The sequence below is a fragment of the Sphingomonas qilianensis genome (assembly GCF_039614825.1).
Classification (GTDB): Bacteria; Pseudomonadota; Alphaproteobacteria; order Sphingomonadales; family Sphingomonadaceae; genus Sphingomonas; species Sphingomonas qilianensis.
Genome location: NZ_JBDIMF010000006.1, coordinates 247,438 through 273,532 on the forward strand (window position 1 = coordinate 247,438; position 26,095 = coordinate 273,532).

26 protein-coding genes and 1 tRNA gene are annotated in these 26,095 nt (G+C 65.7%); 6 read left to right on the top strand and 21 right to left on the bottom strand.

Annotation, left to right across the window (positions count from 1 at the left end; translation table 11 throughout):
• Positions 1-13: 13 nt before the first annotated feature.
• From ABC969_RS14365 to greB, 5 genes are all read right to left on the bottom strand, one after another.
• Positions 14-310, bottom strand: a complete 297-nt coding sequence (locus ABC969_RS14365; RefSeq protein WP_345865821.1) for a Uma2 family endonuclease — start codon at positions 308-310, stop codon at positions 14-16.
• Positions 311-355: 45 nt separating this feature from the next.
• Positions 356-628 (bottom strand): acylphosphatase, encoded by a 273-nt coding sequence (locus tag ABC969_RS14370; RefSeq protein ID WP_345865823.1) that lies wholly within the window; start codon positions 626-628, stop codon positions 356-358.
• A 160-nt stretch (positions 629-788) separates the two neighbouring features.
• Positions 789-2,435, bottom strand: a complete 1,647-nt coding sequence (locus ABC969_RS14375) for a M28 family peptidase (RefSeq protein WP_345865825.1) — start codon at positions 2,433-2,435, stop codon at positions 789-791.
• Between the two features lies 1 nt (position 2,436).
• Positions 2,437-3,222 carry an NYN domain-containing protein gene (locus ABC969_RS14380; protein WP_345865827.1) on the bottom strand — a complete coding sequence of 262 codons (786 nt, stop codon included), beginning with the start codon at positions 3,220-3,222 and terminating at the stop codon, positions 2,437-2,439.
• A gap of 28 nt (positions 3,223-3,250) precedes the next feature.
• Positions 3,251-3,757, bottom strand: coding sequence for a transcription elongation factor GreB (greB, locus tag ABC969_RS14385; RefSeq protein ID WP_345865829.1), 507 nt, complete (start codon positions 3,755-3,757; stop codon positions 3,251-3,253).
• A gap of 155 nt (positions 3,758-3,912) precedes the next feature.
• On the opposite strand from greB, the gene phaP reads away from it, so the two are divergent.
• Positions 3,913-4,260 carry a TIGR01841 family phasin gene (gene phaP / locus ABC969_RS14390; protein ID WP_345865830.1) on the top strand — a complete coding sequence of 116 codons (348 nt, stop codon included), beginning with the start codon at positions 3,913-3,915 and terminating at the stop codon, positions 4,258-4,260.
• A gap of 9 nt (positions 4,261-4,269) precedes the next feature.
• On the opposite strand, the gene ABC969_RS14395 is transcribed toward phaP, so the two are convergent.
• From ABC969_RS14395 to ABC969_RS14440, 10 genes are all read right to left on the bottom strand, one after another.
• Positions 4,270-5,064: an esterase/lipase family protein gene (locus ABC969_RS14395; RefSeq protein ID WP_345865831.1), complete on the bottom strand. Its 795-nt coding sequence runs from the start codon at positions 5,062-5,064 to the stop codon at positions 4,270-4,272.
• Between the two features lie 81 nt (positions 5,065-5,145).
• The gene (locus ABC969_RS14400; RefSeq protein ID WP_345865833.1) at positions 5,146-5,655 is read right to left on the bottom strand and encodes a GNAT family N-acetyltransferase; all 510 of its coding nucleotides are present in this window, start codon (positions 5,653-5,655) and stop codon (positions 5,146-5,148) included.
• Positions 5,656-5,747: 92 nt separating this feature from the next.
• Complete coding sequence (locus tag ABC969_RS14405; protein ID WP_345865835.1) at positions 5,748-7,259, bottom strand: efflux transporter outer membrane subunit; 1,512 nt, start codon at positions 7,257-7,259, stop codon at positions 5,748-5,750.
• The gene (locus ABC969_RS14410) at positions 7,256-10,447 is read right to left on the bottom strand and encodes an efflux RND transporter permease subunit (RefSeq protein WP_345865836.1); all 3,192 of its coding nucleotides are present in this window, start codon (positions 10,445-10,447) and stop codon (positions 7,256-7,258) included. Before ABC969_RS14410 ends, ABC969_RS14405 begins: the two co-directional genes overlap by 4 nt.
• Positions 10,448-10,454: 7 nt before the next feature.
• A complete protein-coding gene (locus ABC969_RS14415) occupies positions 10,455-11,654 on the bottom strand; it encodes an efflux RND transporter periplasmic adaptor subunit (protein WP_345865838.1) in 1,200 nt (399 codons plus the stop codon).
• A gap of 126 nt (positions 11,655-11,780) precedes the next feature.
• Positions 11,781-12,239: a YaiI/YqxD family protein gene (locus ABC969_RS14420; RefSeq protein WP_345865872.1), complete on the bottom strand. Its 459-nt coding sequence runs from the start codon at positions 12,237-12,239 to the stop codon at positions 11,781-11,783.
• A gap of 73 nt (positions 12,240-12,312) precedes the next feature.
• Complete coding sequence (locus tag ABC969_RS14425; RefSeq protein WP_345865840.1) at positions 12,313-14,040, bottom strand: DEAD/DEAH box helicase; 1,728 nt, start codon at positions 14,038-14,040, stop codon at positions 12,313-12,315.
• Positions 14,041-14,105: 65 nt separating this feature from the next.
• Positions 14,106-15,287, bottom strand: coding sequence for a BaiN/RdsA family NAD(P)/FAD-dependent oxidoreductase (locus tag ABC969_RS14430; RefSeq protein ID WP_345865873.1), 1,182 nt, complete (start codon positions 15,285-15,287; stop codon positions 14,106-14,108).
• A 143-nt stretch (positions 15,288-15,430) separates the two neighbouring features.
• Positions 15,431-15,610, bottom strand: a complete 180-nt coding sequence (locus ABC969_RS14435; protein WP_345865842.1) for a hypothetical protein — start codon at positions 15,608-15,610, stop codon at positions 15,431-15,433.
• A gap of 1 nt (position 15,611) precedes the next feature.
• Positions 15,612-16,079: a GreA/GreB family elongation factor gene (locus ABC969_RS14440; RefSeq protein WP_345865843.1), complete on the bottom strand. Its 468-nt coding sequence runs from the start codon at positions 16,077-16,079 to the stop codon at positions 15,612-15,614.
• Between the two features lie 76 nt (positions 16,080-16,155).
• On the opposite strand from ABC969_RS14440, the gene ABC969_RS14445 reads away from it, so the two are divergent.
• Together ABC969_RS14445 and ABC969_RS14450 are read left to right on the top strand one after the other, a co-directional pair.
• Positions 16,156-18,018 carry an ABC-F family ATP-binding cassette domain-containing protein gene (locus tag ABC969_RS14445; RefSeq protein ID WP_345865845.1) on the top strand — a complete coding sequence of 621 codons (1,863 nt, stop codon included), beginning with the start codon at positions 16,156-16,158 and terminating at the stop codon, positions 18,016-18,018.
• Positions 18,019-18,097: 79 nt separating this feature from the next.
• Positions 18,098-18,310 (top strand): SDR family oxidoreductase, encoded by a 213-nt coding sequence (locus ABC969_RS14450; protein ID WP_345865847.1) that lies wholly within the window; start codon positions 18,098-18,100, stop codon positions 18,308-18,310.
• A 62-nt stretch (positions 18,311-18,372) separates the two neighbouring features.
• Here the strand turns inward: ABC969_RS14450 and ABC969_RS14455 are convergent, their stop codons facing one another.
• Positions 18,373-18,564 (bottom strand): hypothetical protein, encoded by a 192-nt coding sequence (locus ABC969_RS14455; RefSeq protein WP_345865848.1) that lies wholly within the window; start codon positions 18,562-18,564, stop codon positions 18,373-18,375.
• 146 nt (positions 18,565-18,710) lie between these two features.
• Here ABC969_RS14455 and ABC969_RS14460 point away from each other — a divergent pair, with 146 nt between their 5' ends.
• Positions 18,711-18,983 carry a DUF1488 family protein gene (locus ABC969_RS14460; RefSeq protein ID WP_345865849.1) on the top strand — a complete coding sequence of 91 codons (273 nt, stop codon included), beginning with the start codon at positions 18,711-18,713 and terminating at the stop codon, positions 18,981-18,983.
• A 36-nt stretch (positions 18,984-19,019) separates the two neighbouring features.
• On the opposite strand, the gene ABC969_RS14465 is transcribed toward ABC969_RS14460, so the two are convergent.
• The gene (locus tag ABC969_RS14465; protein WP_345865850.1) at positions 19,020-20,561 is read right to left on the bottom strand and encodes an acyl-CoA synthetase; all 1,542 of its coding nucleotides are present in this window, start codon (positions 20,559-20,561) and stop codon (positions 19,020-19,022) included.
• 105 nt (positions 20,562-20,666) lie between these two features.
• On the opposite strand from ABC969_RS14465, the gene ABC969_RS14470 reads away from it, so the two are divergent.
• A complete protein-coding gene (locus tag ABC969_RS14470; RefSeq protein WP_345865851.1) occupies positions 20,667-21,236 on the top strand; it encodes a TetR/AcrR family transcriptional regulator in 570 nt (189 codons plus the stop codon).
• 47 nt (positions 21,237-21,283) lie between these two features.
• Positions 21,284-22,903 carry a choline dehydrogenase gene (locus ABC969_RS14475; protein ID WP_345865852.1) on the top strand — a complete coding sequence of 540 codons (1,620 nt, stop codon included), beginning with the start codon at positions 21,284-21,286 and terminating at the stop codon, positions 22,901-22,903.
• 42 nt (positions 22,904-22,945) lie between these two features.
• Here the strand turns inward: ABC969_RS14475 and ABC969_RS14480 are convergent, their stop codons facing one another.
• The 4 genes from ABC969_RS14480 to ABC969_RS14495 form a co-directional block, all read right to left on the bottom strand.
• Positions 22,946-23,725, bottom strand: coding sequence for an SDR family NAD(P)-dependent oxidoreductase (locus ABC969_RS14480; protein WP_345865853.1), 780 nt, complete (start codon positions 23,723-23,725; stop codon positions 22,946-22,948).
• A gap of 108 nt (positions 23,726-23,833) precedes the next feature.
• Positions 23,834-25,252 carry an aldehyde dehydrogenase family protein gene (locus ABC969_RS14485; protein ID WP_345865854.1) on the bottom strand — a complete coding sequence of 473 codons (1,419 nt, stop codon included), beginning with the start codon at positions 25,250-25,252 and terminating at the stop codon, positions 23,834-23,836.
• Positions 25,253-25,401: 149 nt separating this feature from the next.
• Positions 25,402-25,476 (bottom strand) — tRNA-Glu (locus ABC969_RS14490).
• Positions 25,477-25,525: 49 nt separating this feature from the next.
• Positions 25,526-25,981: a DUF983 domain-containing protein gene (locus ABC969_RS14495; protein ID WP_345865855.1), complete on the bottom strand. Its 456-nt coding sequence runs from the start codon at positions 25,979-25,981 to the stop codon at positions 25,526-25,528.
• Positions 25,982-26,095 lie beyond the last annotated feature (114 nt).

Here is a 26,095-nt window from a genome sequence, read left to right on the forward strand (position 1 = left end):
CGCACCTGCATGATTACAGCCGCGCTGTTTCCACCGTCAATCCGTCGATCGTGGCGGCGGTAATCGGCGCGCTCAAGGCGATTCTGCGCGTCTGGGCATAGCCACCGTCCGTCTTCGCCCAGAACTGATGCAGCAGCTTGGCTTCCGGGTCGACGACCCAATATTCGGGTATGCCGTGCCGCGCATACAAGCGCAGCTTGCGGCCGAGATCCATGTCCAGCGTCGAGACCGAAACCTCGGCGAGCGTCAGGAAATCCTTCACCGTCAGCTTGGCGAGATACGATTGCGAGATCGGCTCGTGAATCGTCATGAGCGGAAACGTATCATGTTTTCCGGCAACACGCACCGGCGCCGATTACGCCCCCAGCCGCTTGGTAAAGCCCTTCAGCTTCGCATCATTGGCCGCTTGCACCTCGACATGATCAACACGTGCGTTGATCGGGCCTTCGCGCAGCGCCTCGATCATCTTTTCGACCGCCTCATCCTCGCCTGAGACGACGACTTCGACCGCCTTGCCGCTGTTGCGGACATAACCGGTGACGCCGAAGACGCGGGCGCGGCCGACGGCCCAATTGCGGTATCCCACGCCCTGAACCTTGCCCGTGACGATCATGCGGTGCGCTGACATACTGTTACACTCTTTCCCGACGGACCGGGCGACCCCCGCACGATCCAGCCGCCATCGCTAGCACCGCGCCGCCATAGGCCGCAGCGCGGCACCAAAAACTCGTCGTGATTCCAGCGGCTTCCGGCGTAGGCTGGTCTGAAAGCGCGACGACCCGATACGGTTATTTCCGCGCCTGGGCCGTCTTGGCGCGCTCGGCAGCGAATTCCGACGTTGCGCTCCATGCCGGCCAGGTGCCGGCCCGGGCAAGGTTCGTGCCCATGGCGAAGAACAACCCGACATCCTCGGCAGCGCCGGTCAGGTTCCAGCTGGCGTCCCACGCGTCGCAGGTCTTGTGGTAACACGCCATATAGGCGTCGAGCCATGCCTGCCCGGCGGCGCGGCCGCCGCTTGCCATATTCGCCGCACCGCCCAGCGCCATCAATTGCAAGGCGGGCACGCCGCGGCGCACGACCGAGAAATGATCGGCACGGTAAAACAGGCCGCGCTCGCTGAACGTTTCCGGCGTGATCGTGCGGCCCTGCGCGGTGGCGGCTGCGGTGAGCAAGCCATCGAGCGTTGAATTGCCCGCGCCGACCAGGATCACGTCCCTGGTGCGCCCCGCGGTCTGCAGGATATCGAGCGTCAGGTTCGCCGCCGTGGTGGCCAGCGGATATACGGGATGCGTGGCATAATATTCCGAACCGAGCAGCCCGCGTTCTTCCGCCGTCCAGGCAGCGAACACAAGCGTGCGGTCGGCGCGGGGCGCGGCCTTGAACAGGCGGGCGAGCTCGAGCACGCCAGCGACGCCCAGCGCATCGTCATTGGCACCGGGGCGGATCGTCTTGCCGCCGGCCTCGGCCGGGCCCTGGCCATAGGCATCCCAATGCGCGGCGAACATCACGCTCTCGTTCGGACGCGTCTTGCCGGTCAGCTTGGCCAGCACATTGGCGCTCTCGATCCGATCGACCTTGACGGGGAGGGAGGCGGCGAAGCGCAGTGGCAGCTCGACCGGGCGGAAAGCCGCGGTGCGCGCGGCCTTCCTAAGCGCGTTCAGATCCTGCCCGGCGCTGGCGAACAGCCGATCGGCGACGTCGTGGGCGATCCAGCCCTGTAGCGGCACGCGCTTGTCATCCGCCGAGCGCACGATATCGTAATTCTCGCCGGCATTGGCGGAGACTGTCGACCAGCCATAGCCCGCGCCGCCCGTGTCATGCACGATCAGCGCCGCCACCGCGCCGCGCCGCGCGGCTTCGTCGAACTTGTAGGTCCAGCGGCCATAATAGGTCATGCGGCGATCGCCGAACCTGCCCTTGGCGTCCTCGCCCGCCACCGCCTCGAAATCGGGATCGTTGACCAAGAAGACGGCGACCTTGCCCTTCAGATCGACGCCCTTGAAATCGTCCCACCCCGCCTCGGGCGCGGTGACGCCGTAGCCGACAAACACCAATGGCGCGCCGGCGATGTCGATGCGCGGCGCCGCGCTAACGGTGGTGAGATTGAGATCGCCCGGCCGGACCAGCGGCGTGCGTCTGCCGTTGGCGGCGATGAGTTCGGTGGTGCCTTCGCCCAATTGCGTGTGGATCAGCGGCACCTTTTGCGTCCAGCTGCCGTTCGGGCCGCCGGGCTCGAGGCCCAGTGCCTTGAAGCGCTCGATCAGGTAGGCGATCGTCTTGGTCTCGCCGGGCGTGCCCGGGCCACGGCCGGCAAAGTCGTCGGAGGCGAGCGTCCTGGTCATCTCGGACAAGCGCGCCGGATCGACCGTGATGGGAGGCTTGGCCGCACCGACCAGCGTGAGGGCAGCAAACGACAAGGCAATCGTGCGTTTCATATCAGCGTACTCGTTTCACATAGGTGCGACCCTCGCGCACATCGGCGCGAAACTCGGGCAGGGTGGCGATGAGATCGGCGAGCTTGGAAAAGCCATAGCTGCGCACGTCGAAACTGGAGCGATTGCCGGCGATGCGGCCGACTTCGGACACGCTGGCAAAGCCATCTGTGTCCCGCTTAGCCGCCTTCCATGCATCGCCCAGCAACTTGACCAGCTCCTCTCCGACGGGGGCTGCGGCGTCCTTGGGCGGCGGCGGGGGCGCGGGCGGCGCTGCCGGGGCCGAGGCGGCGCCGCCCGGCTTGATCGCTTTGGGCATAATCGCGGGCGGCAGCGGCATTTCCTCCTGCACGGCGAGCCCGGTCACGTCGATAAAGCGCGTGCACGCCTGTCGAAACCCCTCGGGCGTGCGCGACGAGCCGAAGCCATAGACCGGCAGCCCTTCCTGGCGGATGCGCATGACCAGCGGCATGAAATCGCTATCCGACGACATGATGCCAAAGCCGGTGACACGGCCGCGATACAGCAGATCCATGGCATCCACCGTCATTTTCATGTCGGTGGCATTCTTGCCCTTGGTGATGTCGAATTGCTGCTGCGGCTCGATGCCGTGCTTGAGCGTGAGCGCGGCCCAGGTCTTGAGCCCCGGCTTGCTCCAATTGCCATAAGCGCGGCGCACGTTCACCGCGCCGAGATCGGCCAGCACGGTCAGCACCGGATCGAGCGAGGAGGGCTGGGCATTGTCCGCGTCGATCAACAGCGCGACATTTCGAGTGGGATCGTCGCTCATGCCGGTCTCCGTTTGCTTCAGGGCTGAACTAGAGCCGGGGCGGGGAGGTGTCACCCCCGGTCGGATAGTCGATCGCCATCACTTCATATTCGCGTTCGCCGCCAGGCAGCTCGACGCGGCGCACATCGCCGATTGCCGCGCCGCGCAGCGCGCGGGCGAGCGGCGCATTCCAGCCGATCCTGCCGGCGCCCGCCTCCGTTTCGTCGTCGCCGACGATGGTCAGCGTGCGATGCTGATCGTCCTCATCGGCGATCGTCACCGTGGCGCCGAAATAGACCCGGCTGCGATCCGGCTGCGCGGCGGGATCGACGACCTTCGCCGCCTTCATGCTGCGCGCGAGAAAGCCGGCGCGGCGATCGATCTCGCGCAGTCGCTTGCGGCCATAGATGTAATCGCCATTTTCCGAGCGATCGCCATTGCCCGCCGCCCAGGAGATGACATCGACCAGCTTGGGGCGTTCCTCGCCCAGCAACTGGCGATATTCGGCGCTGAGCGCGGCATAGCCCGCGGGCGTGATATAATTTGGCCGATCCATCGTCATCATCCGAACTGCGTGACCTGCATTGCCGCGGACATTTGCCGTGGACAAGGGGCGCGCGTACGATCCGGGCTGGACGCCAAATCAGAAATGTGGTCGATTCCCCCGTGCGATCGCGGCCGGGCGGCGGCCGGAGACACAGGAGCAGGACGATGGGCGACACGCGCAGCACGACCGACAAGATCAAGGATACGATCAACGAGAAAGTCGTCGATCCCGCCACGAAGGCCGGCGAGGCGCTGCGTCAATCGGGCGCCAAGGTGGCCGAGGGTAGCTCGACCGTCTCGATGAAGCTGCTTGATCAGGCCGAGCAGAATGCGCGCGAAGCGTTTGCCGCGCTGCGCGCCGCGGCGAGCGCCAAGGACTTGCCCCAGGTGCTTAAAGTGCAGGGCGATTATCTGCGCGAACAGGCCGAGCGCAGCATGGCGCAAGCCAAGGAAATCGGCGAACTGATCGTCAAGATCGGGCAGGATACGGTCGCGCCGCTCAAGGGCGAGTAGGGATTTCGTTCACGCGTGCCCGGCTGAGGGGTAGACCATGGCCTTCAGCCCGGTGCGTTCGAACGGATGCCAGTTGCCCTCGGGCTGCGCCAGTCGATCGGCGATCGCGTAAAGCACCGCGGGGTTGACCGCGAGGCCGCAATGGCTGCCGATAACCTCGATATTGTCGCTCTCCGGACCTTCGGGCTCGATGCAGTTCTGCCAGGCGACGATGCCGTCTTCGCGCGTGAAGATCGACGTGGTGGGGACGGGCGGCGGCGCCGCGCTCTCGCGCAATTGCGCCAGCGCATCGGCGCTGTCGATCTTGTGCCCGGTGAGCATCTCATAAGCGAGCCACACATTGGTCGCGCGCGGCGATCCACCGAAGGGCGAGCCCAGCGTGATCACTTGCCGCACCATTGCGGGCGCGCGGTGCGCGAGCTGCCGCGCCATCATCCCGCCCAGACTCCAGCCGATCAGGCTGACGCGCCGCCCGGTCTGCTCGTGCACCGCGCGCAGCCGCGCGAGCAATTTTTCGCCGTCCTGCCCAACGGCCTTGGGGCCAAGATTGCGTCCCAGCTCCCAGCCATAGGGATCATAGCCGATCTTGGTGAGATAATTGCGCAGCAGCCGCATCGACGTGTCGGACGCGACAAAGCCGGGCAAGACCAACACGGGATGGCCATCGCCGCGCGGCGCTTGCGCGAGCATCGGGCCGACCATCCCCAACGCGGAAAGTTCGGCAAAAGCGCGGGGAAGTTCGGTCAGGGCGCGAAAAGCAGAGGGGGCCCGGACGGGGGCCGCATCCTCGATCATGGTCGTCATTATGCTACGGAGTTCCTCAAATGTACGCGCTAAATGCGCGGCACCTCCTGTTTGTTCATTGCGCGGGCGCTGCACGAGCGGCTAACCGCTGGCCGGGATGAGATTGCGCGACAGCACGGCGACATCATGCGTCTTGCCGCCACGATCGCGGACATGCTGCTTGAGCAGCCCTTCGGCGCGGAAGCCGAGGCTTTCGAACAGCATGACCGAGCCGACCTGATCGGGCGTCATCTGCGCGGTGAGCTTCGCGACGCCACGTTGCGGCGCCACCGCGAAAATCGCCTCGAGGAGATCGCGACCCAGGCCGGCGCCGCGCTTGTCGGGGGTGACGAGCAAGCGGATCTCGCCGACATGCGCGCTCCAGCTCAGCGGATCGCGCACCAGCGCGGCGGAGCCGATCAGCGCTCCGTTCTCTTCGGCGACGAAGCTGTCGATCCAGCCTTCCGCAATCGCCGCCTGCCAGGCATCGACGACGCGGGGATGCTTCAGATCGCGCCCCAGAAAGAGCAGGTCGTGCTCGGGCAGTGTTTGCGCGAAGGCCAGCATGGCATCGCGATCGGCGATCGTGAAACGGCGGATGCGGTAACTCATGTCGATCGGTCCCTCGCGCCGGTCGATCAATGGCGGGCGCCGGTTGATCGCAGTGCCGCTACGCGGGAAGCTGCCATGCTTGCAGGCGGTTGTCACCTATTGCTTGGCAGTGTCCGTTCAGGTGTCGCTTGAGCGGCCGAGGCTGGCACCGGCCCCGCCGGGGTCGCCTCGAGCAGCGCGTCGCCGCCCAGCACGCGGTACAGCGTCACCAGGTTGCTCGCCGCGGTGGTCTGGGTGGTGACCAGCAAGCGGCGCGCGGAATAAAGCGAGCGCTGCGCATCCAGGCTTTGCAGGAATGTGTCGATGCCGCCGCGGTAGCGCGCTTCGGACAGGCGATAATTGTCCGCCGCCGCTGCCGCCAGCGCTTGCGCCGCACGCGTCTGGTCGCCGATCGTGCCGCGCCTGGCCAAAGCATCGGCGACCTCGCGGAAGGCGGACTGGATGGCGCGTTCATAGCTGGCCAGCGCGGCCTCGCGTTGCGCCTCGCTGAAGCGCACATTGGCGCGGCCCGCGCCGGCGTTGAAGATCGGGTAGCTTACGCCCGGCCCGACCGAATAATTGAACGCGCGGCCGGTGAACAGATCGCCCAACATATTGCTGGCGAGCCCCAGCGCGGCGGTGAGCGAGATGCGCGGGAACAGCGCCGCGCGCGCCGCGCCGATTTCGGCATTGGTCGCGCGCAATTCATATTCCGCTTGCAGCACGTCCGGGCGGCGCAGCAGGATGCCGGAATCGAGTCCGGCGGGAAGCTCGGCAAGCGTCGCGCCCGCTTCCTCGATCGTCTGCGGCAGCAACGCGGGATCGACCGGCGCACCGACCAGGAGCTGCAGCAGATTGATATCCTGCGCCAGCGCGGTGCGTTGCTCGGCCAGATCGGACTGCGCCTGCGCCAGCACGAGCCGCGCCTGCGCGACATCGGTGCGCGGCGCGACGCCACCGGCGCGCCGCGCGTCGGTCAGCTGCACGCTGCGATCGGCGCTGGCCGCGGTGTCCTGCGCAATTCTGAGCAGGCTCTGATCGGCGGCATAGGTGAGCCAGGCGTTGGCGATATCGCCCACCAAGGTCAGCCGCGTGGCGCGTGCGGCGGCTTCGGTGGCGAAATAGCGGTTCTGCGCGGCCGTGCTGAGCGAGCGGATCCGACCGAACAGATCGATCTCAAAGGCATTGATGCCAAGATCGGTGCTGAAGCTGTTGCGCGCACCGCCGATATTGGACTGGCCGGCGCTGTTGATATTGCCGGTGCCGGAATCCGTGCGCGTGGCACTGCCCGAGGCATTGACCTGGGGAAACAATTCGGCGCGCTGAATGCGGTATTGCGCGCGGGCCGAGGCGATGTTGGCCGCGGCGATGCGCAGGTCGCGATTGTTGACCAGCGCCTGCCGGATGATCTGCTGAAGCCGCGCATCGCGGAAGATGTCGGTGTACGACACGCTCGGCAACGCCGCCTCGCTTTGCCGCAGATAGGCATCGCCAACCGGCCAGGAGGCGGGGACGGGGAGCGCCGGCTCGACATATTTCGGCGCCATCGAACACGCGCTCAGCGCCATGCCAGCGAGCAGGGGGGCGAGCCGCGGGGTAAGCCGGGGGAGGGCGATCTTGGTCATGCTGCACCCGCCGGTTTTGGTTCGTCGCTGTTCGACTCGGGATGATCGTGATGGATCTTTTTCATCACGTCGCGCGTGCCGCGCCGCACCAACACGAAGAACAACGGAATGTAGAATACCGCGAGGATCGTGGCGGTGAGCATACCGCCGATTACCGCAGTGCCGATCGCCACCCGGCTGTTGGCGCCGGCACCGGTGGAGACGGCCAGCGGCAACACGCCGAAGATGAAGGCGAGGCTGGTCATCAGGATCGGGCGCAGGCGCAGACGCGCCGCTTCCAGCGCGGCATCGATGATGCGCTTGCCCTTCTTCTCGGCCTGTTCGGCGAATTCGACGATCAGGATGGCGTTCTTCGCCGCGAGCCCCATCGTGGTGAGCAACCCGATCTGCAGGTACACATCGTTTTCCAGCCCGCGCAGCGTCACCGCGAACACCGCACCGACCAGCCCGAGCGGGATGACGAGCAACACGGCGACCGGAATCGACCAGCTCTCATAGAGCGCCGCGAGGCACAGGAACACGACGAGGATCGAGATGGCGTATAGGAACGGCGCCTGGCCGGAAGACAAGCGCTCCTGGAACGACAGCCCGGCCCAGGCCACCGTCGTGCCAGGCAAATCGGCGGCCAGCGCGCTCATCTTGTCCATCGCTTCTCCCGAGCTCTGGCCCTCGGCGGGCTGCCCGGAAATCTCGTACGACTGGACGCCCTGGAAGCGCGCGAGGCTTGGCGCTGCGGTCGACCAGGAAATGGTCGAAAAGGACGAGAACGGCGCCATTTGCCCGTCGGCGGCGCGCACGAACCATTGCGCCAGATCGTCAGGCGAGGCGCGGAACGGCGCATCGCCCTGCACATAGACGCGCTTCACGCGCCCCCGATCGTTGAAATCGTTGACGTAACGGCCGCCCCAGGCGGTCGAGAGCGTTGCGTTGACGTCGGCTTGCGTGAGCCCGAGCGCGGAAAGTTTGGCCTGATCGATCTCGATCTTGAGCGTCGGCTGATCCTCCAGATCAGTCAGGCGGATCGCCTGCAGCGTGGGATCGGCGCGCGCGGCCGCGACGAGCTTGTCGCGCGCCGCCTTGAACTGCTCGCGCGTTAGTCCGCCCGAATTGAGCAATTCCATCGTAAAGCCGGCCGACTGGCCAAGCCCGCGCACGGCCGGCGGCACCGTCGCGTAGATTTCGGCATCACGTAGCCCGCTCAGCGCCCGGGAGGCACGGCGCGTGATCGCATCGGCGACATTTTCCTTGCCCTCGCGTTCGGACCAATCGGTCAGCGCGAGAAAGCCACGCCCGGTATTCTGCCCCGATGCGCCACCACCACCGCCACCGGCATTGGTGAACAATACGCGGACATTGGCCTTCTCGTTTTCGAGGAAGTAACGCTCGATCTGCTTCTGCACCGCGACGGTGCGAGCTTGCGTCGCGCCCGGCGGGAGATTGAACTGGATCTGGGCGCCGCCCTGATCCTCGGACGGCAGGAAGCCCGTCGGCAGCCGCACGAACAGCACCACGAGCAAGGCGACCACGCCGGCATAAATCAGCAGGAACAGCCATTTTCGGTTCACGACCGTGCTGACCGCGCCGACATAGCGTTCGGTGGTGCGCTCGAACCCGTTGTTGAACCAGTCCTTGGCGCGCTGCGACTTGCGCGAGAACCAGGTGTCGCGATGTTTTTCATCGCTGCGGCGCTTCAGCATGGTGGCAGTCAGCGCGGGGGTGAGCACCAGTGCCACGACCACCGACAGGATCATGGCCGAGACAATGGTGACGGAGAACTGACGATAGATCACGCCGGTCGAGCCGCCGAAGAATGCCATCGGCAGGAACACCGCAGACAGCACCAACGCGATCGCGATCAATGCGACGGTGATCTCGTCCATCGATTTGATCGTTGCCTCGCGCGGGCTCATGTCCGGATTCTCGTCCATCAGGCGCTCGACATTCTCGACCACCACGATCGCGTCATCGACCAGCAGGCCAATGGCGAGCACCAGCCCGAACAGGGTCAACGTGTTGATCGAGAAGCCGGCCAGCTGGAACACCGCGACCGTGCCGAGCAGCACGACGGGCACGGCGATCGTCGGGATCAGCGTGGCGCGCCAGCTTTGCAGGAACACGAACATCACGATGACCACGAGGATCACCGCCTCGACCAAGGTCTTGAGCACTTCCTCGATCGACAGCTTGATGAATTCGGTGGAGTCGCGCGGGAAAGCGTATTTGAAGCCCTGCGGAAATGATTTGGAGGCGGTTTCGATCTCGGCCTTGACCAGCTCCGAGGTCTTAAGCGCATCGGCGCCTGGGGCGAGCGAGATGGCGATGCCGGCGCCGGGATGGCCGTTGATCCGCGTGACCGCGCCATAGCTTTCCGCGCCCAGCTCGACGCGCGCCACATCGGAGAGGCGCACCACGGCGCCATCGCGCGCTGTCTTGACGACGATGTTGGCGAATTGCTCGGGCGTCTGCAGCCGCGATTGCGCGGTGACGGTGGCGTTGAGCATCTGCGTATCGGGCATCGGCTGACCGCCGATTTCGCCCGCCGCAATCTCGGTATTCTGCGCGGTGATCGCATTGATCACGTCGGATGGCATCAGCGAGAAGCTGGCCAACTGATCGGCGCGCAGCCAGATACGCATGGCATATTGCGAACCGAACACGTTGGTGTCGCCCACGCCCTCGATCCGGCCCAGCCGATCCTGATAATTGGCGATCAGATAATCGGACACGTCCTGGTTGGTGAGCCGATCCGATTCGTCATAGATCGCCACCAGCAGCAGGAAATCGGGGTTCGATTTGGTGACCGTCAAACCCTGTTGCTGGACCTGCTGCGGCAAACGGCTCAGCGCCTGCTGCACCTTGTTCTGCACCTGGACCTGCGCGATATCCGGATCGACGCCCTTCTCGAACGTCGCCGTGATCGTGACGGAACCGCGCGAGGAACTGCTCGAGCTGAAATAGAGCAGCCCGTCGATCCCGGTCAGCTGCTGCTCCAGCACCTGCGTAACGCTGTTTTCAAGCGTCTCGGCCGAGGCGCCGGGATAGCTTGCGCGGATATTGACGTTGGGCGGCGCGACATCAGGGAACTGCTCGGTCGGCAGCGTATACACCGCGCCGATGCCGGCGAGCATGATGATGATGGCGACGACCCAGGCAAAGATCGGCCGATCGATAAAGATGCGCGAGATCATGGCCGGATCAGCCCTTGGTCGGCTGGGTTTTATCGCCCTTGGCCGGCGCGGTGTTGAATTTCTGTGCCGATCCGGCGACGACCGGCTTGACCGGTTGGCCGGCCTTGGCGCGCGCGGTGCCCTCGGTGATCACCTTGTCGCCGGCCTTCAAACCGCCGGTAATGACCCAGTTGGCGCCGACCACGCGCGTCGCCGTCACCGGGCGCTCGATGGCCTTATTGTCCGGCCCCACGATCAGTACGGTGGTAGCGCCCTTGGGGTCGCGCTTGACCGCGGCCTGGGGCACCAGGAAAGCGCTGGTGTCGACCGACTGGGCGAACACCGCGCGGACGAACATGCCGGGCAGCAACAGCCCTTGCGGATTGGGGAAGCGCGCGCGCAGCGTGACGGTGCCGGTGCTTTCGTTGACCATCACCTCAGTAAACTGCACCGTGCCGGTCTGGCCGTAATCGCTGCCGTCCTCGAGCTTCAGCCGCACCGCCGCGCTCGACGGGGCGACGCCGCCCGCCGCCAGCGCCCGCCGCAGCTTGAGCAGATCGGCGCTCGATTGCTGGATATCGACGAACATCGGATCGAGCCGCGAGATGGTCGTCAACGGATCCGTCTGGCCTGCGGTGACCAACGCGCCCTCGGTGGAGAGCGAGCGGCCGATCCGCCCGGTGATCGGCGCAGGCACCTTGGTAAAGCGCAGGTTGATCTGCGCCGTATCAAGCTGCGCGCGGCTCTGCGCCACGGCGGCGGCGGCCTGGCGCGCTTGCGCGGCGGCATCGGTATAATCCTGTTGCGCCACCGCCTCGATCGCGGCGAGCGGCTTGAAGCGTTCCGCGCGGACGCGGGTCGCCTCGGCATTGGCGGCGGCGCTGTTGAGGCTGGCGCGCGCTTCGGCGGCGGAGGCGGCGTACAGCCGCGGGTCGATCTCATAGAGCGTCTGGCCCTTTTTTACGATCGACCCTTCGGTAAACAGCCGGCGGCGGATCAGCCCGGAAACCTGCGGGCGCACTTCCGACGTCTGGAACGCGGCAGTGCGGGCGCCGAGCTCGGTGACCAGCGGCACGGCGGTTGGCTGGACCACGACATAACCCACTTCCGGCGTGCCGGCCTGCCCACGACCACCCTTTTCGGCCGCTGTGTCGCTCCCGCACGCAGCAAGTGCAAGACACAGCGCAGGGAGCGCAAACCGGACAGGCGCAGCTTGGCGCAAAAGCATTATTATTCCACCGCTTTGTAATTGGCTGGCATCGCGATGACAGGCCGGTTCGCCAACGTCAAACCCCGCTGGGGGCGTGTCGTTCCGCCGGCGCCCTCAATCATGCGCCGCTACGAAACGCACTGTTTACGAACGATGCAGCTTCACGATCGCGGCGTCGAGGGCCGACAGAAAGCGCGAGCGGTCGGCTTTGCCGAACGGCGCCGGGCCGCCGATCGCTCCTTCAGATCCTGTGGCGCCGGCGCGCAGGTCGGCCATGATCGCGCGCGTGGCGATCGCGCCGCCGATCGAGGCATTGGTAAACGGGCGGCCGGTCGGCCCGAGCACGATCGCGCCGGCCTTCAGGCAACGATCGGCGAGCAGGATATCGGCGGTGACGACGATCGACTTGGGCGTGGATTGCTCCGCGATCCAGTCGTCGGCGGCATCGAACCCGTCGCTGACCACCACGCGGTCGATCAGCGGGTGCAAGGGCACGCGGAAATGGCTGTTGGCGACGATCGTGACGGGCACCTCGGTGCGATAGGCGACACGGTAAATCTCGTCCTTTACGGGGCAGGCGTCGCCATCGACGAGGATGCGGATATTATCGATCACTACCTCCGCCGAAAGGGAACTGCCCTGCTAGCCCCTCCCCTGAAGGGGAGGGGCTTATGGATTACCGCTGCCGGTCGTTGGTCCGGCGATACGGCGCCTTGGGCGCATGCCGCGTCGGCGCTGGGCCGCTCGGGCGCGCGCTTGGCGTCAGGCGTGGGCGATGCGCCGCGGCGTGCGGCTCGCCATCGACCTGCTCGATGCGGATGGCGTTTTCGTCCTGGCCCTCGAAATTGGCCGTGCGCGCCACCGAGGCGGTGAACTTGCCGACGATCGCGCGCGGCACCTGGAACATCGTTTCGGTCGCCGCGATGCGGATCGCGCCGATCTCGTTCTTGGTGATGTGCCCGCGACGGCAGATCAGCGGCAGCAGCCAGCGCGGATCGGCATTCTGGCGACGACCGATATCCATGCGGAACCACACCACGTCCTCGAAGCCTTCGCGGTGCCCGTCATTGCGCGGGGCGGCACCGGGCGCTTCCTTGCCCGAACCGATGAGTTCTTCGGCAACCGGCATGCGCGCCCGGTGCGCGCGGACCAGCAGCGCCGCGATATCCTCGGGGCTTTTGGTTTCGAGCAGTTTCGCGCCGAGCACGCGATCGCCCTCGTCGATCTCGACCTCTTCCATCAGCACGGTCAGCAGACGCTCGCGATCCTTCTCGCGAATATCCTCCAGCGTCGGCGGGTTGATCCAGTCGGCATTGATCCGCGCGCCTTTCAGCATCGATTCGACGCGGCGACGGCGCGGATAGGGCACGATCAGGATCGCCGTACCCTTGCGGCCGGCGCGCCCGGTGCGGCCCGAGCGATGCTGCAGCGTCTCGGCATCGCGCGGCAGTTCGACGTGCACGACGAGGCTGAGCGTCGGCAGATCGATGCCGCGTGCGGCAACATCGGTGGCGACGCAGATGCGCGCGCGCTGATCGCGCAGCGCCTGCAGCGCGGCGTTGCGCTCGTTCTGGCTATGCTCACCCGATAGAGCAACGGCGCTGAAGCCGCGCTCGATCAGCCCGGCATGCAGATGGCGGACATTGTCGCGCGTGGCGCAGAACAGCATCGCCGTTTCCGCCTCGTGGAAGCGCAGCAGATTGACCACGACATTCTCGATATCGGCCGGTGCGCAGGTCACCGCCTGATAGGAAATGTCGCCGTGCCCGCGATCCTCGCCGACGGTCGAGATGCGCACCGCATCGCGCTGATAGCGCTTGGCCAGCGCCGCGATAGTCTTGGGGATCGTCGCCGAGAACATCATCGTGCGGCGTTCGTTTGGCGTGCCATCGAGGATCTGCTCGAGATCCTCGCGGAAGCCCATGTCGAGCATCTCGTCGGCCTCGTCGAGCACCGCCACGCGCAGGCTCGAGAGGTCGAGCGCGCCACGCTCCAAATGATCGCGCAAACGGCCCGGCGTGCCGACGACGATATGCGCTCCGTGGGCGAGCGCGCGGCGCTCCTTGGAGGCGTCCATGCCGCCGACGCAGGTCACGATGCGGCCACCCGTCTTGGCATAGAGCCACATCAGCTCGCGGCTGACCTGCAGCGCCAGTTCACGCGTTGGCGCGATGACCAGGGCCAGCGGGCCCTTTTGCGGCAGACGTCCATCTTCATCGAGCAGCTGCGCGGCCATGGCGAGGCCGAAGGCGACGGTCTTGCCCGAGCCGGTCTGCGCCGAGACGAGCAGATCGCGGCCGACCGCTTCGGGCTCCAGGACGCCGGCCTGGACCGGGGTGGGGGCGGCATAGCCGCGTTCGGTGAGCGCTTCGGTGAGAAGCGGGGGAAGTGCTGAAAAAGGCATGGTTCTCTCAAATATAGTGGATGCGCTTGCCACCACGGCAATCGCGCATCGGCGTTGTCAGGCTGTCAGATGGACTGGCCTGCGGCCCAACCGCTCGCCCATGCCCATTGAAAGTTGTAGCCGCCCAGCCACCCTGTGACATCGACCGCTTCGCCGATCGCATACATGTTTTGTACGCGTTTGGCTTGCATTGTTTGCGATGACAGTTCGGCGGTGCTGATTCCACCCACCGTCACCTCGGCTTTGGCATAGCCTTCGGTGCCGTTGGGCGTGAAGCGCCAATCGGTTAGGCGGCGCTCGGCCTCGATCAGCATTGCATCTTTGATATTGTGCAATTCTCCTGACAATTCAAGGCGTTGGCCGAGCGTTTCGGCAAGCCGGCCAGGCAAGGCAGCAGCCAGCGCAGCGCCGAACTGGCCGCGCGGTTTGGCGCGTTTGGCGGCGGTGAGCCAGCCGGGTGGATGGCCCGGTAAAAAATCGATGCCGACAGTTTCGGAAGAGCGCCAATAGCTCGAAATCTGCAAAATCGCCGGGCCGGAAAGCCCGCGATGCGTGAACAACGCCGCTTCGCGAAACGCGGTCTTGCCGCATTTGGCGACCACCTCGGTAGCCACGCCGGACAGTTCGCGGAACAAGGTTTCGTCGCCGCCCAGCGTGAGCGGGACGAGCGCGGGGCGGGGCTCGACGACCTTCAGCCCGAATTGCCGCGCGACATCATAGGCAAAGCCGGTCGCGCCCATCTTGGGGATCGAGGGGCCACCCGTGGCGAGCACCAGCGACGTGGCGGAGACGTCGCGGCCCCCCAACGTCACGCGGAACAGCCCGTCGGCATGATCGATCGCGGTGATGCTCTGGCCGAGCACGTGCTCGACATTGCCCGCGTCGCATTCGTCGAGCAGCATGGCGACGATCTGCTTGGCGGAGCCATCGCAGAACAGCTGGCCGAGCGTCTTTTCGTGCCAGGCGATCCTGTGCTTCTCGACCAACGCCAGGAAATCCTGCGCGGTGTATCGGCCCAGCGCCGATTTGGCGAAATGCGGGTTGGCGGAGATGTAGCGCTCGGGCGCGGAGTGCATGTTGGTGAAGTTGCAGCGGCCGCCCCCCGAAATGACGATCTTCTTGCCCGGCGCATCGGCATGGTCGACCAGCAGCACGCGGCGCCCGCGCTGGCCCGCGGTGGCGGCGCACATCAGCCCGGCGGCACCGGCACCGAGGATTATGGCGTCATAGGGGAGGGGGTTGGGCAGGATCGTCTTCTCGCTCCCCTCCCTGCAAGGGAGGGGCTGGGGGTGGGTAGGGTCCGGGTGTCCGGCAACTGCGCAATGAGGCCTAACCGTAGCGCATCCTTCCACCCACCCCCAACCCCTCCCTTGCAGGGAGGGGTGTCGGGTTAGCGCAATTTGGCGATGTTCAGGCTATCCGCCTTGGCCTTGTCCTTGACCGATTCCTCGGTCCGCGTCAGCGCCTTGGCGATCGCTTTCAGCCCCATGCCCTTCTTGGCCAGGGTGTGCAGCTTCTGGATTTCGTCCTGCGTCCAGGGCTGGCGATGTCGTTCGAATTTCTCGGCCATGTCAGTCTCCTTGATGCTCGATGGCGAGGATCTCGATCGCGTCCGCCACGCCGTTGAATTCCACCCGCTCGCCGACCTCGGCACCGATCAGCGCCTGCGGCAACGGCGCCTGGAAGCCGATCAGCCCCGCCGCCGGATCGGCTTCGTCGCCGCCGACGATATGGATAACGCGCTCGGCCTTGTTCATCCGCACCGTCACGCGCGAGCCGATCCCGATCAGGCCCTCCGCCGGCACCGGCGCCAGCTCGGCGGTGGTCTGGCGGGTATGCCAATAGCGCAACGTGCGCTTCAGCTCGTCGCGCGCGCCATCGTCGGTCGCGGCGGCCACCGCCGCCTCGACCTCGATGACCTTCTCGCCCAGCAAGCGCAGCCCGCGCGCGGTGACCAAATTCGGCCCCGGCGCGATCGGCATCTCGAACTTGGGCTCGAGCACTTCCTCGTCACTATCCCGGCGAAACGCGACGCTCATGATGTTTTCTGCATAGCGCCCATGTGATGCGCTCGGCCCCTTGGGGCAAGCGCTACCCTGTGCTAGGGGCGCGCGCATGCTGAATATCAATGGTATCACGGTGCGCCTGGGCGGGCGCATGATCCTCGACCGCGCGAGTGCGACGCTGCCGCCGAAAAGCCGCGTCGGGCTGATCGGGCGCAACGGCGCGGGCAAGTCCACGCTGATGAAGGTCATGATCGGCCAGCTCGAGCCCGACGACGGTGAGATCGAGATGCCCAAGAAGACGCGCATCGGCTATCTCCAGCAGGAAGCGCCGCACGGGCAGACCACGCCGATTGAGACCGTGCTGGAGGCCGACAAGGAGCGCGCCACCTTGCTGGCCGAGAGCGAGGTTTGCGAGGATCCCGATCGCCTCGGCGAAGTCTATGAGCGGCTGATGGCGATCGACGCCTATACCGCGCCGGCGCGCGCCGCGAGCATCCTGGTGGGCCTGGGCTTCGACGAGGAAATGCAGAACCGCCCGCTCGACAGTTATTCCGGCGGCTGGAAGATGCGCGTCGCGCTCGCCGCCTTGCTGTTCTCCGAACCGGATCTGCTGCTGCTCGACGAGCCGTCGAACCATCTCGATCTCGAAGCGACCCTGTGGCTGGAGAATTTCCTCAAAGCCTATCCCAACATGATCGTGATCATCAGCCACGAACGCGATCTGCTCAACAACGTGGTAGACAACATCCTGCACCTCGAAGGCGGCAAGGTGTTCCTCTATTCGGGCGGGTACGATTCGTTCGAGCGCCAGCGCGCCGAGCGCGCCGCCCAGCTCGCCGCGGCCAAGGCGAGCCAGGATGCGCAGCGCAGCAAGCTGCAGGAATATATCGCCAAGAATTCCGCGCGCGCCTCGACCGCCAAGCAGGCGCAGTCACGCCAGAAGATGCTCGCCAAGATGCAGCCGATCGCCGCGATGGCCGACGATCCCACGTTGTCGTTCGATTTCCCCAACCCCGAGGAACTGCGCCCGCCGCTCGTCACGCTCGACATGGCGAGCGTCGGGTATACCGAGGGCAAGCCGATCCTGCAGCGGCTCAATCTGCGGCTCGATCCCGACGATCGCGTCGCCTTGCTGGGCCGCAACGGCAACGGCAAGACCACGCTGGCGCGCCTGCTGGCGGCGCAGCTGACGCCGATGGCGGGCGAGATTGCCGTCTCGGGCAAGATGCGCGTCGGATACTTCACGCAGTATCAGGTCGAGGAACTCGATACCGAGGATACGCCGGTCGAGCACATGGCGCATCTGATGAAGGGCAAGACGCCCGCCGCGGTGCGCGGGCAGCTCGGGCGGTTCGGCTTTTCGGGTGAAAAGGCGACGACCAAGGTCGGCAAGCTTTCGGGCGGCGAACGCGCGCGTCTCGCGCTGGCGCTGATCACCCGCGATGCCCCGCACATGCTGATCCTCGACGAGCCGACCAACCATCTGGACGTCGATGCGCGCGAGGCGCTGGTGCAGGCGCTCAACGCCTATACCGGCGCGGTCGTGATCGTCAGCCATGATCGCCACATGATCGAGCTGACCGCCGACCGGCTGGTGCTGGTCGATGCCGGGCAGGCCAACGAATATGGCGGCAGCCTGGAGGATTATACCGACTTCATCCTGGGCAAGAACCAGCCCAAGAACGATGGCCAGAAATACGGCAAGAAGGACAAGAAGGCCGCCGCGCAGGCGCGCGAGAAGGCCGGCGATCTGAAAAAGCTGGCGCAGGAAGCGGAAGCCAAGACCGTCAAGCTGACCGCCGAACTGCGGGCGCTCGATCTGGCCATGTTCGATCCGGGCAAGGCGGAAAGCTATCTCAAAAAGCTGTCGATGGGCGAACTATCCAAGCGCCGCGGCGAGGTTGCCGCGAAGCTGGAGGCGGCGGAAGCGGCCTGGCTGGAGGCCAGCGAGGCGGTCGAACAGGCGGCGTAAGGGCGTCCCACGTCATCCCAGCGAAAGCTGGGATCTCCCCGGGGGAGGGCCACACTCTCCTCACGGAGGCGTGGAGGCGATGCTCGACGCGGAGCGCACGCGCACCGGCAAACCGATCGAAGAGGTCGCCGCCGATTTCGTCATCGAGCATCGCTCGGGGTCGTTGATTCGCCGAGCCGCCACGGTCGAGGAAGTGGCCAACATGGTTGTCTATATCGCTTCGCCGCAGGGGGCGGCGGCGACGGGCGCGGCGCTACGCGTCGATGGCGGGATCATCGATACGCTGATGTAAGCCGGGAAGCGGGGCGGTCGCCGGCTGGCGACCTTTCCTCGCGAGTCGCCCTCAGCGGGGGCTCAGGCCTCGCGTTCGGCCTTGGCCGCCTGATTGACGAGCGCGCGGCCGACGGTCGCTTCCGCGCTGATCGCCATGGTTTCCCAGGTCAGCGCCGAGCGCTCGTGCATTTCACGGCGGTTCGGCAGGTTGGTCTTTTCGGCGGCTTCGCGCTGCGCAGCGGCATTGGCGCGGTAGGTTTCGATCACGGTCATGCCCCCTCGTAACAGGACTTGGGTATCGGAAACAATGGTCGTGACCATCGGCAAAGCGCAATGTCGAACTTGACCCACGTTACAGGTTGATTGATGCGCGTCGCCAACACGGCATAGCGTGATGCCGTTAACCGAGGAAAATCCAAGTGGCTGCTGATAAAATGGAAATCGATCTGTCGACTGTGCTCGACAATGTGGACGAATCGCTGGTGGAATTCACCGCTGAGGTGGATGGCGACGATTACGAATTCGCGGTCCAGTACGCTGTGCTCGAAGCGCTGAGCGGGGATGCGCCAGAGGACGATGCGGTCGAACAGTTCCATCGTTTCAGCGACACGATCGCCGAGGCGGGGCTGGTCGCCCTCGCGCGCAACAGCGATCAGGCGATGATCGTGATTAGCGAGAACGATCTCGAATAATCACTGACCGGCCGGTGGCCGCGAGTCGCCGGCCGTTTATTCCACGTTCTGGGCGGATTTCGCCCAATATTCGTCGCGCAGCAGGCGTTTGTAGAGCTTGCCTGTCTCGTGCCGCGGCAGCGTATCGCGAAAATCGATTCGCCGTGGTGCCTTCACATGGCTGAGATTGGCGCGGGCGAACGCATTGAGTTCGGCGGCCAACTGGTCGCGATCCTCGGATGGATCGGCCGGGCAGACGATCGCCACGACCTGCTCGCCCATCTCGTCATGCGGCGCCCCGATCACCGCCACGTCCGCCACCTTGGGATGCGTGACCAGCAGATTTTCGACCTCCGCGGGATAGATGTTTACCCCGCCCGAGATGATCATGAAGCTCTTGCGATCCGTGAGATACAGATAACCCTCTTCGTCCAGCCAGCCGACATCGCCAAGCGTCGTCCAGCCCTGCGCATTGGCCGCCTCGGCGGTCTTGCCCGGATCGTTGTGATATTCGAACGTCCCGCCGCCGGCGAAATAGACCGTACCTTCGGTGCGCGGCGGCAGCTCGTTGCCCTCGTCATCGCAAATTTTGGTCTGTGCCGTCAGGTTGCGTCCGACCGAGCCCTGATGCGTCAGCCACTCTGCCGACGAGATAGCGCAGAAGCCGTTGCCCTCCGTGCCGGCATAATATTCGCCGATGATCGGCCCCCACCAATCGATCATCGCTTGCTTGATCGGGATCGGGCAGGGCGCGGCGGCATGCCATACCGCCCGCAGCGAAGAAACGTCGTAGCGCGCGCGTACCTCGGCCGGCAATTTCAGCAGACGGATGAAGTGCGTGGGCACCCACTGCGCGTGCGTGACGCGATAGTGCTCGATATGCGCAAGCGCCGCTTCCGGATCGAAGCGCTCCATCACCACCACGGTGCCGCCGGTCTGCTGCACCGCCATCGACCAGCGCAGCGGTGCCGCGTGATACAGCGGCGCGGGGGACAGATAGACCATGTCCGGCCCGAACCCGTACAGCCCCTTGCCCAGCAGCACGAGCGGCGAGACGTTGGTGCCGAACGGTTCGTCCGACAGCGGGTGCTTCACGCCCTTGGGGCTTCCCGTGGTGCCCGAAGAATAGAGCAGGATCCCGCCCGGGGAGGGGTCGGCGATCGGCGACTCGGGCATGGCATCGCGCGCCGACTCATAGGATTTGTACCCTGCGATCGTGCCATCGACCATGTAGCGCGAGAGGTCGGGGATCGCTGGGAGCAACGCCGCGGCGACGCCGTCGCAGCCCTTGCTCGCGATCAGCACGCGGCAGCCGCCATCGCGCAGGATATACTCGGCCTCGCCAGCGGTAAGCTTGGACGACAGGCAGGTACAATAGACGCCGGTGCGCTCGGCGGCCCACATCACTTCCAGATAACGGGCTGAATTGTCCATCAGCACCGCAATGCCGTCGCCGCGCTTGAGCCCCAGCGCGCGCAACAGGTGCGCGCCCTGGTTGGCCCGCGCGTCGAGCTCGGCATAGCTCACCGTCTCGCCCGTCGCGGCCATGATATAAGCGGGCTTGTCCGGCGTCGCCTGCGCGTGATGCACGGGATGCATCAGACGGCTGCCCCAGTCGCTGCGCCGGTCGCTGCGTTTGCCACATCGCTCTCCTGCTCGTGCGCGGCCGATTGTCACGGGCTCGTCGCTGGCGTAACATTCGTTATGGAAACGGATCTTGTCAAGCGGCGTACCTCCACCGAACCGGCGCTGGCACCGCGCGATTGGCTGCGGATCGGGCAGAGCTTGCTCAAGAGCGGGGGGCTGCGCGCGTTGAAGCTGCGCAGCCTGGCCAGCGCGCTCGGCGCCTCTACCGGTAGTTTTTATCACCATTTCAAGGATTTCGACCATTATCAGGCAGCGCTGGCTGACTATTTCGCCGACGCGCAGATCGATGGCCTGCTCGCCCGCCTGTCGGCACTGCCGCTGACCCCGCCAGAACGGATCCGCGCTTTCGCGGATCACGTGCGCGAGCATGATCTCTCACAACTCGCGCTCGCCATGCGCGCCTGGGCCAAGAGCGATCCGCGCGCGGCCAGCGCAATCCGACGGCACGACGAAAAGGTAATGGCGTTCCTCGCCGCGCACCTGACCGCGCACGGTTTTACGCGTGCCGAAGCGGCGATGCGCGCGTTCGCGCTGCTTGCGGCGGGATTGGGCGAAGTGCATCCGCCCGAGGGGATGAGCCGCACATCGCTGCGCGATGGCTTGCTCACCTTGCTATGTGAGCGATAGGATTTGGAGAAGACGATCCTGCCCAAGCAGGACGGACAGGAGAGCGCATGCAGGTCTACGATTATATTATCATCGGCGCGGGGTCGGCTGGTTGCGTGCTGGCGGCGCGGCTGACCGAGGATCCCAACGTCACTGTGCTTTTGCTCGAAGCGGGCGGCAAGAACGATGGCGTGCTGGTGCGCATGCCCGCCGGGGTCGGCACGTTGCTGAAGGCCAAGAATGCCAGCAACTGGGGTTTTCATACCGAGCCCGAACCGCATCTCGACAACCGCCGCTTGTGGTGGCCGCGCGGAAAAGGGCTGGGCGGCAGTTCGTCGATCAACGGCATGATCTACACGCGCGGCCATCCGCAGGATTATGACGAATGGCGCCAGATGGGATTGCCCGGCTGGTCGTTCGATGACGTGTTGCCCTATTTCCGCCGGCTCGAAGGCCATCATCGCGGCGACAGCGACCTGCACGGCGGGTCCGGTCCGCTGACCATTTCGCGCGGCGAATCGGATAGCCCGTTTCACGATGCGCTGGTCACGGCGGGCGAGCAGGCCGGCTATCCACGCACCGACGATTTCAACGGCGCGGAGCAGGAGGGATTCGGCCGCTACGACCTGACCATCGCCGACGGCCAACGCTGGAGCACGGCGGCAGCCTATCTCCGCCCCGCGCTGGGGCGCCCTAACCTCACCTGCATCACCGGGGCGCACACCACGCGAATCCGCATCGAGGCCGGCCGCGCCACCGGAGTCGATTATGTGTTCGACAAGGGCAAACGCGCGGCGACGGTGAACGCCGATCGCGAGGTTTTGCTCTGCGCCGGCGCGGTGCAGTCGCCGCACATCCTGCAACTCTCCGGCATCGGCGATCCTGATCGGCTGACGCACGCCGGCGTCGGGGTGGTCCACGCGCTGCCCGGCGTTGGTGAGAATCTGCAGGATCATCTCGATGTGGTGATGAACTGGCGCACACAAGGACTGCGCACTGCGCATACCCTGACCAAGGGACTCGGCATGCTCGGCGTGGGGCTGAACTATGTGCTGCGCGGCAAGGGTCACGGTCGCGGGCAGTTCCTCGAGGCGGGCGCTTTCCTGCGTTCCCGCGAGGGCCTGTCGCGCCCCGATGTGCAGATGCATGCCGTGCTGGCGATCATGCAGGATCATGGCCGCACCGACGCCAAGGCCGATGGCTTTACGCTGCATCTCTGCCAGCTACGCCCGGAAAGCCGCGGCCGCATCGCGCTGCGCTCGGCCGATCCGTTCGCCGACCCCATGATCTTCGCCAATTATCTCGCCACGCCGGAGGATCGCCGCGTACTACGCGACTGCGTCAAGATCGGGCGCAGCGTCGCGCAACAAGCGGCGCTGGCGCCATATCACCCGGATGAGCTCGCGCCGGGACTTGATGCGCAAAGCGACGACGCGATCGATGCCTGGGTGCGGCGTACGGCCGAGACGATCTATCACCCGGTCGGCACCTGCCGCATGGGGGCGGACGATGATGCACTGGCGGTGGTCGATGCCACGCTGAAGGTGCGCGGCCTGCATGGGCTGCGGGTAGTCGACGCCTCGGTGATGCCGACCTTGATCGGCTCCAACACCAATGCGCCGACCATCATGATCGCCGAACATGCCGCCGATATGCTCCGCGGTACGCGATTGGCGCGGGCGGGGTAGCCGCGATAAGCCCCTCCCCTCGGGGAGGGGCTTTGGACGCGGTTAGCGCGGCGCCATGCGGATCGCGCCGTCAAGCCGCACGTCTTCGCCGTTGAAATAGCCGCACTCGATCATGGTCAGCGCGAGCTGGGCGAATTCCGCGGGCCGGCCGAGCCGCTTGGGGAAGGGCACCGAGGCGGCCAGCGCGTCGCGCACCGGTTGCGGCGCGGCGGCGAGCAGGGGGGTATCGAAGATGCCCGGCAGGATCGTGTTGACGCGGATGCCCTCGCCCATCAGGTCACGCGCGATCGGCAGCGTCATGCCGACCACCCCGGCCTTGGACGCCGAATAGGCCGCCTGGCCGATCTGTCCGTCTTCCGCCGCGGCGCTGGCGGTGTTGACGATCGCGCCGCGTTCACCCGCTTCGTTGGGCTCCAGCGTCAGCATTCCCGCTGCCGATTTGGCGATGCACCGGAACGTGCCGACGAGATTGATCTGGATGAGCCAGTTGAACGCCTCGAGCGGGAAATGCTTGATCGATCCATCCTGCTTCGATCGACTGGCGGTCTTCACCGCATTGCCCGTGCCCGCGCAATTGACCAGGATGCGCTCCTGCCCATGCGCCGCACGCGCCGCCGCAAAACCGGCATCGACGCTCTCGTCCGAGGTGACATCGACGCGGCAGAACACGCCACCGATCTCTGCGGCCAGCGCGGCGCCTTTCTCTTCCTGCAGATCAAAAATAGCCACCTTGGCGCCCCTGGCCGCCAGCGCCCGCGCGGTGGCCGCGCCCAAGCCCGATGCGCCGCCCGTCACCACGGCCGCGCTGTTCCCGATATCCATGCTCTCTCCATCTGTTCCGGCCGGGGTCATCCCCGTGTCCAGAACATAAGTTATGGCAACGCGAAGGCTTTGCCAAGCGGGTCGCCGCGTGGCGTTACGCCAGCGCGCTCAGGCGTCGGCGAGCTCCACCGCGTTGATGACATGGGCCTGAGTATATTCGAGCAGCCCCGCCTGACCCAGCTCACCGCCCAAGCCGGATTGCTTGGCGCCGCGGAACGGGATGTTGGGGTCGATCGCGAGATATTGGTTGACCCATACCGTGCCGCTATCGATGCGTTTGGCGACTGCGGTGGCCCGCGCAAGATCCTTGCCCCACACGGTTCCGCCCAAGCCCATCTCGCTATCGTTGGCGCGCGCGATGACATCATCGATGTCGCTATATTTGAGCACCGGCAACACGGGGCCGAACTGTTCTTCGCGCACCAGCGGCGCATCATCATCGAGATCGCGGACAATCGTCGGCGCGATAAAATAGCCCGGGCGATCGATCGGCGTGCCGCCAGCGATGACGGTGCCGCGCGTGCGTGCATCGTCGAGCAGTGCGTTGACCCTGTCGAACTGCGTCTTGTTCTGGATCGGCCCCACGGTGGTGCCCTGTTTGGAGCCGTCATCAACCACGGCGGCGCTGGCCAATTTGGCGATCTCGTCGCAGAAATCGTCATACATCGCCTCGGGCACATAGGCGCGCTTGGTCGCCACGCAAATCTGCCCGGCATTGGCCATCGCGCTGCCATAGATTTTCTGCGCCGCGAATTTGGCATCGACATCGTCGAGCACGATCGCGGCGTCGTTTCCGCCCAGTTCCAGCGTCACGCGCTTCACGCCCGCGGCGGCGGCCGCCATGACCTTCTTCCCGGTCGCGGTCGAGCCAGTGAACGCCACCTTGGCAACGTCCTTATGCCCGGTCAGCAGATGCCCGAGATCGTTCTGGTCGCACACGACGTTGACAACCCCGGCGGGCAAAATCTCGGCGCAGATTTCGCCCAGCAGCAAGGTGGTCAGCGGCGTGGTCGGCGCCGGCTTGATCACCATCGTGTTGCCGGCGACCAGCGCCGGGCCCATCTTGTTCATCACCAGGATGACCGGGAAATTCCACGGCGTGATCGCGGCGACCACGCCCAGCGGGGTGCGATGCTCGGTCACCATGTTGCTGCCCTTGTGGCGCAGCACGGTCGGCTCGATCCGCATCGCGGCGAACGCACGCAGCGTGAACACGCTGCCCATCACTTCATACATCGCTTGGTTGAGTGGCTTGCCCTGTTCCGCCGTCAGCAGGCTGGCAAATTCGCCGGCGCGCGCTTCCAGTTTGTCGGCGATCGCGCTGACCAACGCGGCGCGCTGCTCGATCGGTGTCGCGGCCCAGGCGGGGAAGGCACGCTTGGCGGCGCCGACCGCGCGGTCGATCAACTCCTCATCCGCCTTGGGGCATTGCGCGAACGATTCGGCAGTGGCAGGGTTGATGACATCGAATGTGCTGACGCCTGCGATCAGCGCGCCATCGATCAGCATCCGGAATTGACGGTCCATCATCGCTCTCCATCCAGGCACGATTGAGCCGCGCCAATTGCAGGATACTGTGCCCCGCCCGCGCGTCGGCGGCAACCGCGAACGCCGCCTTGACCGCGTCAAACACCACCACCGCCGGACGCTGCGCAAGACGATGTGACGGAAAACGCTGGTGACCCCTACGAGAATCGAACTCGTGCTTACGCCGTGAGAGGGCGTCGTCCTAACCGCTAGACGAAGGGGCCGTAGCAGGGGGCGGCTCTAGGCCGCGGCGGGCGGGCCGTCAAGGCGTGGCTATTGGTCGAAATCGTTGCCGTTGGGATCGGTGCCGTGCAGCTTGGCCCACAGCGCCTGCGTCCCGGCCTGCTGCGCGCGATTGACGAATTGCGAGGCGACCAGCCAGCCCTTGATCGGCCGCAGCGGCAGCAACGTGCCCAGCACCATCACCGGCACCGAGGTGACGAAATGCACCCAGACCGGCGGATCATAGGCCACCTGCAGCCACACCACGAAGAAGATCAGCGGCAGCGCGATGATGCACAGCGAGAAGAAGGCCGGGCCGTCATCGGGCGCGGCAAAGCGGTAATCCAGCCCGCATACGTCGCATTTGTCGACGATCTTGAGCCACGATTTGAACATCCGCCCCTTGCCGCAGCGCGGGCACAGGCCCTTCCAGCCACAGCGCAGGATCCAGCGCAGCTTGCCGCCGCTCGGCTCGAACGGCACGGGTTGATCGGGCGTTTCCTGCATCAGACTGCTTTGCGCTTCCCGCGGTGGGGTGTCGGTGGGGGGGGGGGGTCCACCTGCCCAAACCAACCCCCACCCCCACCCCCACCCCCCCCTTCCTTCCCCCCTCCTCCCCTC